Source organism: Paenibacillus terrae (assembly GCF_000943545.1).
GTDB classification, from domain to species: Bacteria; Bacillota; Bacilli; order Paenibacillales; family Paenibacillaceae; genus Paenibacillus; species Paenibacillus terrae_A.
In genome coordinates this window covers 150,410-165,544 of record NZ_JTHP01000002.1, presented here as the reverse complement: position 1 = coordinate 165,544, position 15,135 = coordinate 150,410, and the positions used below count along the sequence as shown (strand labels likewise).

General features: G+C 45.6%; 14 protein-coding genes and 1 pseudogene. 12 read left to right on the top strand and 3 right to left on the bottom strand.

What is annotated here, in order from left to right; translation table 11 throughout:
• Window positions 1-91: 91 nt before the first annotated feature.
• Together QD47_RS02090 and QD47_RS02085 are read right to left on the bottom strand one after the other, a co-directional pair.
• Window positions 92-421: a DUF3139 domain-containing protein gene (locus QD47_RS02090; protein WP_044644564.1), complete on the bottom strand. Its 330-nt coding sequence runs from the start codon at window positions 419-421 to the stop codon at window positions 92-94.
• 1,143 nt (window positions 422-1,564) lie between these two features.
• A complete protein-coding gene (locus tag QD47_RS02085; protein WP_044644612.1) occupies window positions 1,565-2,983 on the bottom strand; it encodes a helix-turn-helix domain-containing protein in 1,419 nt (472 codons plus the stop codon).
• Window positions 2,984-3,886: 903 nt separating this feature from the next.
• On the opposite strand from QD47_RS02085, the gene QD47_RS02075 reads away from it, so the two are divergent.
• Complete coding sequence (locus QD47_RS02075) at window positions 3,887-4,993, top strand: slipin family protein (protein ID WP_044644563.1); 1,107 nt, start codon at window positions 3,887-3,889, stop codon at window positions 4,991-4,993.
• 111 nt (window positions 4,994-5,104) lie between these two features.
• On the opposite strand, the gene QD47_RS02070 is transcribed toward QD47_RS02075, so the two are convergent.
• Window positions 5,105-5,518 (bottom strand): chemotaxis protein CheW, encoded by a 414-nt coding sequence (locus QD47_RS02070; RefSeq protein ID WP_044644562.1) that lies wholly within the window; start codon window positions 5,516-5,518, stop codon window positions 5,105-5,107.
• Window positions 5,519-5,738: 220 nt separating this feature from the next.
• On the opposite strand from QD47_RS02070, the gene QD47_RS02065 reads away from it, so the two are divergent.
• The 11 genes and pseudogenes from QD47_RS02065 (at window position 5,739) to QD47_RS02020 (ending at window position 14,895) form a co-directional block, all read left to right on the top strand.
• Window positions 5,739-6,674, top strand: coding sequence for a sugar-binding transcriptional regulator (locus tag QD47_RS02065; RefSeq protein WP_044644561.1), 936 nt, complete (start codon window positions 5,739-5,741; stop codon window positions 6,672-6,674).
• A gap of 209 nt (window positions 6,675-6,883) precedes the next feature.
• Window positions 6,884-7,546 carry a deoxyribose-phosphate aldolase gene (gene deoC / locus QD47_RS02060; protein ID WP_044644560.1) on the top strand — a complete coding sequence of 221 codons (663 nt, stop codon included), beginning with the start codon at window positions 6,884-6,886 and terminating at the stop codon, window positions 7,544-7,546.
• A gap of 30 nt (window positions 7,547-7,576) precedes the next feature.
• Window positions 7,577-7,972 carry a cytidine deaminase gene (locus tag QD47_RS02055; RefSeq protein WP_044644559.1) on the top strand — a complete coding sequence of 132 codons (396 nt, stop codon included), beginning with the start codon at window positions 7,577-7,579 and terminating at the stop codon, window positions 7,970-7,972.
• A 76-nt stretch (window positions 7,973-8,048) separates the two neighbouring features.
• Window positions 8,049-9,227 (top strand): NupC/NupG family nucleoside CNT transporter, encoded by a 1,179-nt coding sequence (locus QD47_RS02050; RefSeq protein WP_044644558.1) that lies wholly within the window; start codon window positions 8,049-8,051, stop codon window positions 9,225-9,227.
• Between the two features lie 32 nt (window positions 9,228-9,259).
• Complete coding sequence (deoB, locus tag QD47_RS02045) at window positions 9,260-10,441, top strand: phosphopentomutase (RefSeq protein ID WP_044644557.1); 1,182 nt, start codon at window positions 9,260-9,262, stop codon at window positions 10,439-10,441.
• 65 nt (window positions 10,442-10,506) lie between these two features.
• On the top strand, window positions 10,507-11,214 hold the full coding sequence (deoD, locus tag QD47_RS02040; RefSeq protein ID WP_044644556.1) for a purine-nucleoside phosphorylase: 708 nt from the start codon (window positions 10,507-10,509) through the stop codon (window positions 11,212-11,214).
• A 32-nt stretch (window positions 11,215-11,246) separates the two neighbouring features.
• On the top strand, window positions 11,247-12,548 hold the full coding sequence (locus QD47_RS02035) for a pyrimidine-nucleoside phosphorylase (RefSeq protein WP_044644555.1): 1,302 nt from the start codon (window positions 11,247-11,249) through the stop codon (window positions 12,546-12,548).
• A gap of 225 nt (window positions 12,549-12,773) precedes the next feature.
• Window positions 12,774-13,175: pseudogene (locus tag QD47_RS02030) on the top strand (MFS transporter); the annotation flags it as partial.
• Window positions 13,155-13,346: a hypothetical protein gene (locus QD47_RS33850; protein WP_327204658.1), complete on the top strand. Its 192-nt coding sequence runs from the start codon at window positions 13,155-13,157 to the stop codon at window positions 13,344-13,346. The pseudogene QD47_RS02030 and the gene QD47_RS33850, both read left to right, overlap by 21 nt.
• A gap of 250 nt (window positions 13,347-13,596) precedes the next feature.
• Window positions 13,597-14,091 (top strand): hypothetical protein, encoded by a 495-nt coding sequence (locus QD47_RS02025; protein WP_044644554.1) that lies wholly within the window; start codon window positions 13,597-13,599, stop codon window positions 14,089-14,091.
• 120 nt (window positions 14,092-14,211) lie between these two features.
• Window positions 14,212-14,895 (top strand): hypothetical protein, encoded by a 684-nt coding sequence (locus QD47_RS02020; RefSeq protein WP_044644553.1) that lies wholly within the window; start codon window positions 14,212-14,214, stop codon window positions 14,893-14,895.
• Window positions 14,896-15,135 lie beyond the last annotated feature (240 nt).

Sequence of the window (15,135 nt, the reverse complement as noted above, 5' to 3'; positions counted from 1 at the left end):
TTTTTTGGCTCTTCGCTATGCTAACCAGCGCCTCTCCATATAAAATCGCAGTCTATTTTACCCATGTCGAATACCGAAGAGACTTGATTAGTTAGCTTGATTTTTTTTCTTTATGTTTATAGCTATACGCCCCATCATCTACTCCTTTAACGGGGGCTTGGCTATACTGAATAATTTTACCTTGCTCTTTTTTATAAAAATACCTTGCATTTGTTTCGTCCTTGAATATAACTTGTGTACTAACTAAGGGAGCTTTACCTATTTGAGTTTCAACTGAATAAATTTCAGATGGTTTGTATCCTTGAATTTTTACAAGATAGTTGAATACTTCGTTTTGAGTATGACTTTTAGTGTAATTACTAAGCATCCAAACGGTTGCAAGTATTATTACTATAAAAATTGCTACTCCATATTTTTTCATGACTATCTCCTTTTTTGGGTTATAATTCAAAAAAAATATTGAAAAAACATTTACCATCTGATATTGCCAAGTATAACTCTACGGTTGGTAGCTTTCATAAAACTTACTAAATAAACTATCAACCTTAGATTAATGTAAGCGAATTTTATGTTGTGAAGAAGAATGTCCACACCATATAAAACATCAATTTCACTATCCAGTTACCCCCTATTCGCGGTGACTGGATATTTTTATATTCAAATCGTGCGACATCGCATAATTTCCAACCTATCGAAATAATCGACCAGTTTGAGCAAGTCGTCAATTTGATGTTTAGCTATATTGATGTTTAGCTATATTATTGATATTTCTATCAAAACTATCGTATATGTTCGTGTTTTCAATATGGATTTTTTTGTCCACATTGGGATATGTAATTCTCAACCGCCAACTTTGGCGAATGAACCTAAATCATTTCAAAGTTCCCCGAAATTTTCGTAGAAGCTTTGGCTGTATAATTCTGATTCCCCAAGATTGGGGAGCAAAATAACTTGAAGCAACTTAGGAAGTATCGAAGTCACTAAAAGTGAGTGTATGGAGTAGGCAACCCTCAAGCAAAATACCGAAGTGGAAAATTTTCCATAAGGTAAATGTGGTTGGATACAAAGTTAGAATAACCTTCATGAAATTCAAGACGGTTAATGATTAGATGCAAGTAAATTGGACCAACACATAAAAAATGATTAAGATCAGAGTTATCAGCACTAAAGGTTCGTCTTGCTTTTTTAGTCATGTTCCGTTTGCTCCTTCTAGGATTAGTCCAACCTATGACTTTACTCTAGTTGCTTTACCCATCCAGTAGAGCGAAGAGTCACTTAATATTTATTAGTGTGAATGGTTAATGGGATAAATAACTCATAGGGTGAATGTCTTATGGGGTGAAGCTAAAGAAAAGCTCAAAGGACTGTCCCCGGTAGAATACCGACTACAGTCCTCCTGTGGCAGTTTAAACTAAATGTATTACAATTATGGGATTAGTTCATAACGGGTCGGCGAGGATTTCTCTTGTTCCTATCGGTTTAAGCGCCTCCATGTTGTTCAAGAGGTTGGATACCCTGATCATGATTATTCGACTGCACAGGTACAGTTATAATAAACAAAAAGCTAGCCGCGACGATCAGCAGCACCATTTTTTTTAACATTATTTAACCACACCTTTTCAATGAATTTTGAAAACTCTACCTTTGTTTCATCCATCGCGTAGACTTTAAAATGCTCGAATAATCCCAAACAGTTTATAAAATAAGTTTCGTTATTTAGTATAATCGCTTTTAGCGTGGCAGACTTCAAATGTTTAAAGCCATCACTATACATCCCTTTATATAAATAGTAATAGGCCAACTCATAACCAAAATGCACAAGATAATGCGGTAAGACTTGTTGCGTATACATATCAGCAGATGCTGGTAGCTGAGCAAAGGAATTAATGTCCAGTTCAAAACGTGAAAGAACATCATCCACATCTACATGGAATCGGTTAGCCGCTAGCATAATATTCAAAAGTTGCACAATCCGGTCTTCTTCAGTTGTATCAGAAGATGCACTAATATATTCAACATAATCATGTAGCACACTTATATCTCCAGATAAAAGCTTATTCACCATAGTATTAGCTTGTGCCCAGTGCTTGAACAGGCTGACCCAGTGCTGAGTGTCCTCATCCGTCTCTACGACCCAATCTAAATTAGCATAATTAAATGTAAACAGTAGTGCTTGGTCATAATTGCCTTGAGCATCACAGACCCTAGCACACAGTAGATCAGCATAGGTGATGTACACAAACAGGGGACGACTCAGCTTCTTAGCAGGCTCCTCACGCTTCCTCTTCTTCTGCTGATTTGTCAGCGTATATTGAATTTCCGCTTTCTCCTTCATTTTTCTCGCCGTTTCATCAACCTTGTCCCATTCATCTAAAGAACGATACACATTCGCCAAATCTTTTAGCGCGTCCAGTTGCTCTATCTCGTCCAAACGTTCGACAAAGGGTTCAAATCGCGTAGCGGCCTTGAGATTTTGGTTCTTATCGTCTCCAATCTGAATCGTAAACAGGCGATACTGACAGATTGCCAAGCGTTCAGAGTGCTGGTACTTCTCGGCCTCTGCAACCCCTTTATAGAGCCACAACGCAGCAGCATGCCGGCCTTGTGCGAATAGCTTTTCTGCTGCATCAAACAGCTTCGGGGAATAGAGCAGGTTGTCCATGATGTGTCCAACTATACGTTGAATCGCTTCCAGCTTATCCAGTTCAGCACAGCGATACAATACCGGTTCAATTCGCCGCCAATCCGGGGAACGTTCGATGATGTAATGATCTATGTATCGTTCGTAAAAAAAACCTTCTTGCAATCCCATAGCCAGCGTGATTCGATCCAGTTGATGTATTGCCACAGGGCGATGCTTAGTAACCCAAGTATTAAGCGTTCTTTGATGTACGCCTGAACGATCTGCTAATTCTGCTACAGTCAAATCGTTTTTCTTCATAAAATCTTCCAACTCCGCTAAAATCGTAGGTGTATGTTCCAAGTCATAACCACCCTTCATACAAAAAATCCAAAATTTATAACTATCCTAAAATTATTGTCCAAATATTAACATGTGTCAATGCAATTTTTTTATTATACGCATGGATTATAACCAATTAAATGTAAAAAATCAGAACGAACGTTTTAGTGTCTTTTTTTGCTTTTTTTATGGAGTCGTAATACTTTCGCCATGTTCGTGAGTGCGGGTGTGCGTGATAATGATAAAGGCTGATACAGAAAGATATTACCGAGGTGAGGATTTCAAATGGTCCCGCAGTGCCTGCCTGATCGGGTGAGGTATCCTGTAAATCTGATGTATCCACCAAATTAGGGTTCGAATCCCAATCGCCTTCCACGCGACTCATGGTAGAGTATCAAAAAATCGAAAAAAACCACTACAAAGACCCTAATGAGTATCCCATATCTGGTCCACATGACAGAAGTCGGGAGGTGGCTATGCGGCCAGCGGATACCGGAGAGAGCAAGCGCCGACAGGCCCCGAGGCTTCGGGAGTGCGAATTTACAGTCGAAGTTGGACTGATGAATTCCATCCTCGCAACACGGGAACAGGCGGAACCTTCCTTTTTCCTCAAGCTTGGCCCCGCCCACCACCCTGGTGGGATGCTCTGCAAGGGTCACTAACCCTACTGCAACGAATAAAAATGAAGAATCCTCATTTTAAAAGTATGTTGATTTTAAGGCGGGTAGCAGCGGAGCGGTCCATTTGAATCTGAAGAAGCGAAGCGTTCGCCTTTGCCACTGAATTTTAACCCTATAAGGGGTTCATCAATTCTAAAAATTCAGGGGCAACAGCGATCAGAAGATCAAATGGACCGCGGAGCCGCCAATACATAGAAAGAAGCATACCTTTAAGCTGAGGATTTTAACGATTAGGAGTGATACGATGTTTAAGAAAATAACGATTAAATCGGATGAGCGCGGGCTGCTGTTTAAAAAGGGAAGCTATTACAAATTGCTGCTGCCGGGGACTTACGTATTGAAGACATTTCAGCAGGAAACGGTTGAGATTTTGAATGTTGCTGAACCATTTTTTGTACCGGATCACGATATTCGTTTGTTTTTGACGGATTCCGTTCTGCTGGAGCAATTGAGTGTCGTCGATGTAGAGGATTATGAATATGTGTTGCATTATGAGGATAATCGGTTCGTGGAGCTGCTGCCCGCTGGTAAATATGCTTTCTGGAACGTGCTCAAGGAGCATCGTTTTGTTCATGCGGATACCCGGCAGCCTGCGATTGATAAGGCGTTGGGGCAAGCCTTTTTGGCCAAGACACAGGGCTTCTGGAAGGCGCTTCAGGTGGCAAGCTATGAGCTGGGCTTCCTGTATTATGATAACGTGCTGCAAGGCGAGCTGAAGCCGGGTAAATATTATTTCTGGATGTCGACGGTGAACACGGAGATCAGAACGATAGATTTGCGACAGCAGCAGATGGACCTGATGGGGCAGGAAATCATGACAGAGGACAAAATCACACTGCGCCTGAACTTCGTCTGTCAGTATCGCATTGTTGATCCGCTGCGTGCCTTGGAATTCCGGGCATTCGAGGAGCAAATGTACATTATGCTCCAACTGGTGTTGCGTGAGTATGTCGGAACGATGAAGCTGGATGATTTGCTGAAAATGAAGCAGGAAATTGCGGAATATGTCTTGACCCGACTGAATGAGCAAAGCGACGAATATGGGGTCGCTTTTACGTCGGCAGGGGTGAAGGATATCATTTTGCCTGGGGACATCAAGGATATTTTGAACACGGTGCTGCTGGCAGAGAAAAAGGCTCAAGCCAATCTCATCACACGGCGCGAAGAGACAGCATCTACTCGCAGTCTGCTGAATACCGCCAAGCTGATGGACGAAAATGCCACCCTCTACCGTCTCAAAGAGCTGGAGTTTCTGGAAAAAATCTGTGAGAAGATTGGTACGATTTCACTGACTGGCGGGAATACGCTGCTGGAACAGTTGAACACGCTGGTTCACATGAAGGACGGATAGGGGACCGTATAGAGGGATAGCGGTAGGTTTCACGCCCCTTAACGCAAAATACCACTCAAAAGATGAGCGCGAGACGGCTCAAGCTTTGGGTGGTATTTTACATCAATACGCTTAATTCGTCTTGGTCGAAGCGAGGAAAGCGTCCATATCGATCACCGGAACGAGAGCACCCTGATGCTCCAGAACAGTAGGAAACAGTTCACGCTGCCACTCTTCCTCATTGCTTTTCAACTGGTTGTCTTCCACGGAAGCGGTATCCTCTACCTGATCGACAAGCAGAGCAATTTTTGCCCGGCTGAGCAAAATCATTTTGTCCTCGGAGGACTCGCTTGAAGCAGGGAGCAGCAGTTTTTTGCGCAAATTCAGGATCGTAAATACGTCACCGCGAATGGTGACCATTCCTTCGTGCCATGACTCGGAAAAAGGAAGCGGTGTTCCTTTCTTGGCATTCATGACTTCTTCCACTTCTACAAAGTTTAAAGCGAACGTTTTGCTCGCCAATCTGCACACAATAAATTCGGACATAGGCCAATTCTCCTTACATTTCAGATAAGACTACCACAGGTTGTGAAGTGACGGTAAAATGGGGTAACTATTGCGTTTTAACAAATGGAAAGCTAAAGTTGAAGGTGCTATGTAGCCAGGTTCTATTCACAGAATATCACAAAATAGCAGTTAAATCTTCCAAATGGCCAAGGTATGACGTCTGGTGGCACTACATTTTAAGATAAGCGGGTTGAGTAGAATGGATCATGAAAAGCAGCGACTAAGTATCGAGGCAGCCAGATTATACTATCTGAACGACTATAGCCAGCAAGAAATTGCAGTCAGACTCGGGGTATCGCGTCCCACGGTATCGCGGTTGCTTCAAGCTGCCAAGGAACAGGGCTATGTGAGAATCAGTATTGTTGATCCGATGGAGGATATGGATGCGCTCGGAGAGCAGGTCAAGAAGAAATACGGGCTGGATACCGTTCTGGTCTGCTATTCGCCGTTAAATGAATATCAGGAGATCAAGAAGCATATTAGCAAAAAAGCTGCCGATTATTTGCATGAAATGGTGCAAGATGCGGATATTATTGGAGTGACGTGGGGAACGACGATGCATGCGGTGGCGCTTCATCTCCAGCAAAAGCAGGTTAAGGGCGTCGAGGTCGTTCAGCTCAAAGGAGGCGTAAGCCATTCACATGTCAACACGTATGCCGTGGAGACGGTGAATTTGTTCGCAGAAGCCTTTCACACGATTGCACGGTATTTGCCGTTGCCTGTGATTTTTGACAGTCAAGCCGTCAAGAAAATGGTCGAGGAGGATCGGCATATCCAGCGTATCATTGAGCTTGGCAAGCAGGCGAACATTGCCGTGTTTACGGTGGGTACGGTCAAGGAGGATGCGCTGCTATTCAGATTGGGCTATTTTAACCATGAGGAGCAGAAGCTGTTACAGAAAATCGGCAAGGGCGATATTTGCTCACGCTTTTTTGATGATGAGGGCAATATATGCAGTCAGGAAATTAACAGCCGCACCGTTGGCATTGATCTGCCTGATTTGCGTAAGAAGGAGAAGGCGATTCTCGTAGCTGGAGGGCAGCGCAAAGTTGAGGCTATCCGGGCATCGCTCCGTGGTAAGTATGCCAATATTTTGGTGACAGATCAGTTTACGGCACAGGCACTTTTACAGTAGATCATTTTGCATTAATCAGACTAAACATACAGTTTTGGCGTGCGCCTATGGGGTAATTTAACTGTGGGTAAACGTCTTATGCGGAGGCTTGAACATAATTTCAAAATGTGTTTTACATATGTTCAATGCCGTGCTATGATGGTCTTATCACAGAGAAGTAAAGGACATTAGTCCTCATACTATCTTTCCAATGAAGGAGCGCTTAAAGAATGAACATTGCAGGATTGATCGATCATACATTGTTGCGCGCAGACGCGACGAAGGATGAAATTACGAAATTGACCGCTGAGGCGAAGAAATATCAGTTTGCTTCCGTATGTGTGAACCCGGCCTGGGTAGCTTACTCCGCAGAGCAACTGGCAGGAACAGGCGTGAACATTTGCACCGTTATCGGTTTCCCGTTGGGAGCCAATACGTCGGCAACGAAAGCGTTCGAAACGAAGGATGCTATTGCTAACGGTGCGACTGAGGTTGATATGGTTATTAATATAGGCGCTTTGAAAGCGCGTGATTTACAGCTCGTTGAGCAGGACATCCGTGCAGTCGTGGAAGCAGCCGCGGGTACACTGGTAAAAGTAATTATTGAAGCATGCTTGCTGACAGATGAAGAAAAGGTACTGGCTTGCGAGCTGTCCGTCAAAGCAGGAGCTAATTACGTGAAAACCTCGACAGGCTTCTCTACAGGCGGAGCTACTGCGGAAGACGTGGCTTTGATGCGCAAAACCGTAGGACCTGAGATTGGTGTTAAGGCTTCCGGCGGCGTACGCAGTCTGGAAGACGTACAGAAATTGGTGGAAGCTGGCGCAAGCCGTATTGGTGCAAGTTCCGGTGTGACAATCATCCAGGGTGAGCAGTCTACATCTTCCTACTAAGTTCATTTTAAAGTCATGGAGGGATTTGCGATGAAGGATCAATTGATTCAGGAAGCGCTTGAGGCGCGTAAACAGGCATATATTCCGTACTCGAATTTTCAGGTCGGTGCTGCGGTTCTCGGAAGCGATGGCACGATTTATCGAGGATGTAATGTGGAAAATGCCTCCTACGGCTTATGCAATTGTGCGGAACGGACAGCAATTTTTAAAATGGTATCCGAAGGCTGCCGTAAAATTGATGCCATTGCGATTGTAGCAGATACGGAAGGGCCTGTGTCTCCATGCGGAGCCTGTCGTCAGGTGATTTCCGAATTTGCTCAACCAGATACCAAAGTGTATCTGACCAACCTTCATGGCAACACGGAAGAGTGGACGGTGGACCAACTACTGCCGGGTGCTTTTCGACCTGCTGATCTGGGGAAATAAAAAAAGAATGCCTCTTTCGGGGCGCATTCTTTTTATGGGTAATGTAAGCGCTTAATGTAATAAGGGGGAAATTAAAATGAAATATGTAATCGCTCTGTTGGGGCTGCTCGTTGTATTTGCACTTACTTACGTTGCCAGCAGTGACAAACGTAAAATCAGGTATCGTCCGCTGGTCGTTATGGTTGTTTTACAGGCGGCGCTGGCTTTTGTATTGCTGAATACAGGAATTGGTGAAATTCTGGTCAAAGGTTTTGCAAAAGGGTTTAATAGTCTGATTGGATATGCTATGGAAGGAATTAACTTTGTATTCGGCGGGATTGCGAATGAAGGGGCGGCGCCGTTCTTTATCGGTGTACTGCTGCCGATCGTGTTCATATCCGCGCTGATTGGGATTTTGCAATATGTCAAAGTGTTGCCTTTTATTATTAAATATATCGGGCTTGTCTTGAGCAAAGTAAACGGAATGGGTAAACTGGAATCCTACAACGCTGTAGCTTCGGCTATTCTGGGTCAATCCGAGGTGTTTATTTCCGTTAAAAAGCAAATTGGTCTCCTGCCGAAGCATCGACTATATACGCTGTGTGCGTCTGCGATGTCTACGGTGTCCATGTCGATTGTGGGAGCCTACATGCAAATGTTGAACCCCAAATATGTGGTTACTGCTTTGGTATTGAACCTGTTCGGCGGCTTTATTATCTCTTCGATTATTAATCCGTACAAGATTGAGAAGGAAGATGATTTGCTGGAGGTTCAGGAGGAAGAGAAGCAGTCCTTCTTCGAAATGCTCGGGGAGTATATTATGGACGGTTTCAAAGTCGCCATTACGGTAGCTGCGATGCTGATCGGTTTTGTGGCGCTGATTGCCATGGTTAACGGGATTTTCTCCTGGGCGCTTGGAATAAGTTTCCAATCATTGCTTGGTTATGTGTTTGCGCCTATCGCCTTTGTCATGGGGATTCCATGGAGCGAAGCGGTTCAGGCGGGCAGCATTATGGCCACCAAGCTCGTGTCTAATGAATTTGTGGCGATGCTGGATCTGACCAAGCAAACGGGCTTGTCGGATCGCACAATCGGGATCGTATCGGTGTTCCTCGTATCTTTTGCAAACTTCTCTTCCATCGGTATCATTTCCGGGGCTGTGAAGGGTCTGCATGAGAAGCAGGGGAATGTGGTGGCCCGCTTTGGTCTGAAGCTGTTGTACGGCGCGACGCTGGTTAGCGTGCTGTCGGCAACGATTGCAGGGTTGTTTTTGTAAAAAAAACAGCGAGTTAGGAAAGGAATTTCATCATGTCTAAATTCAAACGGATTCACTTGGTTGTTATGGACTCTGTGGGGATCGGCGAAGCGCCGGATGCTGCCCAGTTTGATGATTACGATGTAGATACACTGGGTCATATTGCCCGCGAACGCGGCGGTCTGAACATGCCGAATATGGGTAAGCTCGGTCTGTCCAATATTCGTTCTATTGAAGGGGTGCAAGCCGCTGAGCAACCTTTGGCGTATTACACCAAAATGCAGGAAGCGTCCAACGGTAAGGATACAATGACCGGACACTGGGAAATCATGGGCTTGAATATTGCGGTTCCTTTCCGCGTATTCCCTGATGGTTTTCCGGATGAGCTGATTCAGCGCATTGAGGAGCATACGGGCCGCAAAGTCATCGGCAACAAGCCTGCCAGCGGAACGGAAATCATTGACGAGTTGGGCGAAGAACATGTGAAAACAGGAGCGCTCATCATCTATACATCGGCGGATTCGGTGCTGCAAATTGCGGCGCATGAGGAAGTTGTACCTTTGAAGGAGCTTTATGAGATTTGCGAGTTCTGTCGTAAAATCACGCTGGAAGACCCGTACATGCTGGGCCGGATTATTGCGCGTCCGTTCGTAGGAGAGGCGGGGAACTTCTCCCGCACCTCCAATCGCCATGATTATGCGCTCAAGCCGTTTGGTCGTACCACAATGAACGAGCTTAAGGATGCAGGCCTGGATGTGATTGCATTGGGTAAAATCTCCGACATTTATGACGGCGAGGGTGTGACGAAAGCTGTGCGCACCGTGTCCAATATGGACGGTATGGATAAGCTGGTGGCTACGCTGGATGAAGATTTTACCGGGTTAAGCTTCTTGAATCTGGTCGATTTTGACGCCGTATACGGTCATCGCCGTGATCCGCAGGGATATGGCCAGGCTTTGGACGATTATGATGCCCGTCTGCCGGAGGTATTCGCTAAAATGACGGATGAAGATCTGCTGATTATCACCGCAGACCACGGGAATGACCCGACGTATCGGGGAACGGATCATACACGTGAATATGTGCCTCTGTTGGTGTACTCCCCACGTTTTGCAGCTGGAGGTAAGGAGCTTGCGGTACGTAAAACGTTTGCGGATATCGGAGCGACAATAGCAGATAACTTTGGTGTGAAGCTGCCTGAACACGGAACAAGCTTTTTGGCAGAACTTCAATAATCGGGACTAAACCTGGATATAAGTTAGAGTATAAACTCGGACAAATGGGACGGAGGAATAAAAACATGAGTGTACACATTGGAGCCAAACCTGGAGAGATTGCAGAAACAATTCTGCTGCCAGGAGACCCGTTGCGGGCGAAATTTATTGCTGAAACCTATCTGGAAGACGTGACCTGCTACAACGAGGTGCGCGGAATGCTCGGATTTACGGGAACGTATCAGGGCAAACGCCTGTCTGTACAGGGGACCGGAATGGGACTGCCGTCCATCAGTATTTATGTCAATGAGCTGATTAGCGAGTACGGTGTGAAAAACTTGTTCCGCGTAGGTACATGCGGCGGGATGAAGGAGCATGTGCATGTACGTGACGTTATTTTGGCACAGGCATCCTGTACGGATTCCGGCATGAACCGCCATATCTTTGGCGGCTATGATTTTTCACCGATTGCCAGCTTCCCTTTGTTGAAGGGCGCTTATGATCGCGGTGTTGCCAAGGGCTTAAAAATGCATGTCGGCAACGTGTTCAGCTCGGACAGCTTTTATCGTGATGACAAATCAATTACACAAAAGCTGATGGAATACGGCGTACTGGGTGTCGAGATGGAGACTTCGGCATTGTACACGCTGGCGGCCAAATTTGGCGTAAATGCGTTGACGATTCTGACGGTAAGCGATCATTTGCTGACGGGTGAAGAAACGACAGCGGAAGAACGACAAACGACCTTTAAAGAAATGATGGAAGTTGCCCTGGATACAGCAATATCCCTGTAAACGATCATACGCACAGTGAGGAGAAATGACATATGAGAATGGTAGACTTGATAGAGAAAAAGCGTGATGGAAAAGAACTGACCACCGAGGAAATTAATTTTATTATCCAAGGCTACACGCAAGGGGAAATTCCTGACTATCAGGTAAGTGCGTTGGCGATGTCCATTTTCTTCAAAGATATGACCGAGCGCGAACGCGCGGATCTGACGATGGCAATGGTTCATTCAGGTGACACAATTGATCTGTCCGCGATTGAAGGCGTGAAGGTCGATAAGCATTCTACTGGCGGTGTGGGTGATACGACAACGCTGGTGCTGGCTCCGCTCGTAGCGGCTTTGGATATTCCGGTAGCGAAAATGTCAGGTCGCGGCCTCGGACATACCGGAGGAACCATTGATAAGCTGGAGGCTATTGCAGGCTTTCACGTAGAAATCAGCAAGGACGAATTCGTAGATCTGGTGAATCGCAGCAAAATTGCGGTCATTGGACAAAGCGGCAACCTGACACCTGCGGACAAAAAGCTGTATGCGCTGCGTGATGTTACCGCCACGGTAAACTCGATTCCGCTGATTGCCAGCTCGATTATGAGTAAAAAAATCGCTGCTGGTTCCGATGCCATCGTACTCGATGTGAAGACAGGTGCAGGCGCGTTCATGAAAACCGTAGATGATGCCAAACAACTGGCACATGCCATGGTAAGCATCGGTAACAACGTCGGTCGCAAAACGATGGCTGTCATTTCGGATATGAGCCAGCCGTTGGGTCTTGCCATCGGTAACTCGCTGGAAGTCAAAGAAGCGATTGATACACTGCGCGGTCAAGGACCAAAGGATCTGGAAGAGCTGTGTATGGCCTTGGGCAGTCAGATGGTATTTTTGGCTGGCAAAGCAGATTCCCTCGAAGACGCCGAAGAGAAGCTCCAGGAAGTCATTCGCAATGGCAAAGCACTGGAGAAATTCAAAGAGTTTATTGCAAACCAGGGCGGTGACGCTTCGGTTGTGGATCATCCGGAACGCTTGCCACAAGCGCAGTATCTCATCGAAGTGCCTGCGAAGCAGGATGGTGTGGTGGCTGAAATCGTGGCTGACGAAATCGGTACCGCTGCGATGCTGCTTGGAGCAGGACGCGCAACCAAAGAATCCGAGATTGATCTGGCTGTCGGCCTGATGCTGAACAAAAAGGTCGGCGATGCTGTAAAAGTGGGCGATTCGCTGGTTACCATCCATGCGAACCGTGAAGATGTGGCCCAAGTGCTGGAGAAAATCTACGCGAACATCCATATTGCGGATCACGCCGAAGCTCCTGTACTGATCTACGGAACGGTGACAGAGTAAGCGTTAAGCTGTATTCATAAGGTCGTAATAGATATCGTGGTTATCGAGCCGGAGACCCTCAGTTAGAGGGCTTCCGGCTTTTTTGTAGCTCCCGCTTTGATTAACCAAACAACAAGGAATTTCAATGATGAAAAGAAAGAATGAGCGGAGCTATTGTAAGCCGGAAGGAAAAAATGCTAGACGAGTGCAGATACAACGAAGGAAAAAACGAAGGTTCCACTCAAATTATTTGAAAAAAAAGTGCTGCTGCAATCCTGTCTTGTACTGCTGGTCGGCGTAGTGGCAGGTGGAGTGATGTCTTTCGTGGCCTTATTTGCCAAGGAGCAGGGATTCACCAACGTAGCATGGTTCTTCTTTACGGTGGCTATGGCAAGCTTCCTCGTCCGACTGGTGTCCGGTAGAATTTTTGATACCAAAGGCCCGGCTTATATCCTGATTCCCGCAGGGGTTGTGCTTATCGCCGCCATTATCATGGTGGCCTCATCGCGGACGGAATTGCAATTTTTGGTCGCTGCTGTGCTGTATGGCTTGAGCTTTGGAGCTATTTTCCCGGCTTTGCAGGCTTGGGCCATCAGTGTGGTCGGAGAAGATGAGCGAGAGGATGCCGTGGGTTCGTTTTATAATTTCTTCGATTTGGGCATCGGGGGAGGCTCTTTGATTTTGGGTATGGTTGCGGGATTAACCTCCTATAAAACGATGTATTTGTTCTCCACTCTGCTGATTGCGGCATATTTAATTATATTTGTGGTTTATAGTGTATTGGATAAGAAAAAGTCCCGTAACACGCTGAACGTATAAGCGCATGGATGCCTTGGATCAAGTTTGAAAAATATGACAGCCGGACTCATAATAGATATGAGTTCGTTTTTTTGTATAGTAAGGATTGATTGAATCTGCCCCCGATTTTATATTCAAAATGACCTGGTTGGATCGTCTTCTTGTGGAAGATAAGCCGTTCCATCTGTGTAATCACGGCGACGAATAAATGCTATGGAAAATGGCTTATATCGTTTAGGATTCAGCATAGTTCTATGAAGGAGGAAATGAAATGGTAGATAAGTGGGTTTGGATGGGGGTTGCAGGGGCAATTGTAGGGTATGCCACTTTTGCCAGTATGAGCGTCCCGACATCAACGATTACAGAAGTAAATCAGAGTCATTCGACGGTTCCGCTTAGTACGCAGAATGAGCAAGGGGGCGTAACGAAGCGCATTGTACATGATCAGGAGATGCAATTTGAGGGGCCTGCTCATACGAACTTTACATTTGAAGAGGGACGGAAGCTGTATATCAGCATCAAGAATACAGGGAAGCAACCTATACGATATAAGCTTAAAAGCGCGGGTACGTCAGGCTTGTCAGGTCAGACAGATGGATTTTCCAGCCGAACGTTGCAGCCGGGAGAACGGCATGATCTGTTGTTGGTAAAGCCGGAGGAACAAAATGAAGCAACGAAGGATTCCACAACTGAGCTGATTTTGGATGTAAATACGGACGATGGCTCCAAAGGATCAGTGAAAACCTTCGCGTATATTACGCTGTAAGCCCCTTCCATATGGGCACGACATGCGGTCATTAGCCTACTTATGTTACAATAGAACGGTTGAAGACTTAATGACAGAATAGGTCAGAGCAGAAAGCAGAAGCAGAAAGGATGACCCGTTGTGCCCAAAAACCAAGAATACGGTAATCAGAAAATGTCACGGAGGCTGTCACTCACAGCCATTTTACTTACACTTACATTTGTAGCTCTCGCTGGCTGCGGCCAGGATAAGAATGCTGAAACCGTCGAGACCGGAAGCAATACAAGTGCGATAGAGCATGGAACTGACGCGGATCGTAGTGGTTCAGCCCCAAATGAAAAAGTAGCGAAAGAGAGCGAGAGTGCGGAAAACAACGGAAATGACGTGGAAAAATCAAGTCCATCGGCCCCGGCTACTTCATCGGATGTTTCTTCCTCCCCAAAATCCGCCAATCCATCCCACAATCCTTTTGAGGTAGCAGGTATTCAGGACCCCAAGGCATTTTTGAACACATTCAAAGCGTTGCAGAAGGCTGTTGCCGACAATGATAAGGAAAAGGTGGCCAATTACATTTTCTACCCTCTGCGCGTCAACGACAGCGAAAAGGCACTAACAATTCCGAATAAGAAAGAGTTCATTGCTAAGTATGATCAGACTTTTACGGACGCAATTCGTGAAGCGTTGGTGAATCAAAAGACAGACGACTTGTTTGTCAATTATCAGGGAGTTATGGTTGGCTCAGGCGAGCTGTGGTTGAGAAGAGCTACAGACAATCCGAAGCTTTTTGGAGTTTTTTCCGTCAATCTTGAAACGGTCGCAAATTAAGCAGTTCCTTGTGTATGAAAATAGTTTGTAAGCAGTCGGGAACATTAGAATGTTCCTGACTTTTTATCCCCTCTGATCCCCTCAAGCTAGCGAAGCACAGATCATCCATCCCAAAAAAAGGTTTGACAACGCTCATAAACTCTCGTATTATATCTACATAACTCATTAAACAGGTAGGAATTAAAGAATTAAAGTATTAAAGTATGATCTCGCCATTGTGGCGGAGAACCTCTAAGAACA

Bases quoted from the DNA above. Each gene is read 5' to 3' on its own strand.
- QD47_RS02090 (WP_044644564.1), bottom strand. From the start codon at position 421: ATGAAAAAATATGGAGTAGCAATTTTTATAGTAATAATACTTGCAACC.
- QD47_RS02075 (WP_044644563.1), top strand. From the start codon at position 3,887: ATGTTTAAGAAAATAACGATTAAATCGGATGAGCGCGGGCTGCTGTTT.
- QD47_RS02070 (WP_044644562.1), bottom strand. From the start codon at position 5,518: ATGTCCGAATTTATTGTGTGCAGATTGGCGAGCAAAACGTTCGCTTTA.
- QD47_RS02065 (WP_044644561.1), top strand. From the start codon at position 5,739: ATGGATCATGAAAAGCAGCGACTAAGTATCGAGGCAGCCAGATTATAC.
- deoC (WP_044644560.1), top strand. From the start codon at position 6,884: ATGAACATTGCAGGATTGATCGATCATACATTGTTGCGCGCAGACGCG.
- QD47_RS02055 (WP_044644559.1), top strand. From the start codon at position 7,577: ATGAAGGATCAATTGATTCAGGAAGCGCTTGAGGCGCGTAAACAGGCA.
- QD47_RS02050 (WP_044644558.1), top strand. From the start codon at position 8,049: ATGAAATATGTAATCGCTCTGTTGGGGCTGCTCGTTGTATTTGCACTT.
- deoB (WP_044644557.1), top strand. From the start codon at position 9,260: ATGTCTAAATTCAAACGGATTCACTTGGTTGTTATGGACTCTGTGGGG.
- deoD (WP_044644556.1), top strand. From the start codon at position 10,507: ATGAGTGTACACATTGGAGCCAAACCTGGAGAGATTGCAGAAACAATT.
- QD47_RS02035 (WP_044644555.1), top strand. From the start codon at position 11,247: ATGAGAATGGTAGACTTGATAGAGAAAAAGCGTGATGGAAAAGAACTG.
- QD47_RS02025 (WP_044644554.1), top strand. From the start codon at position 13,597: ATGGTAGATAAGTGGGTTTGGATGGGGGTTGCAGGGGCAATTGTAGGG.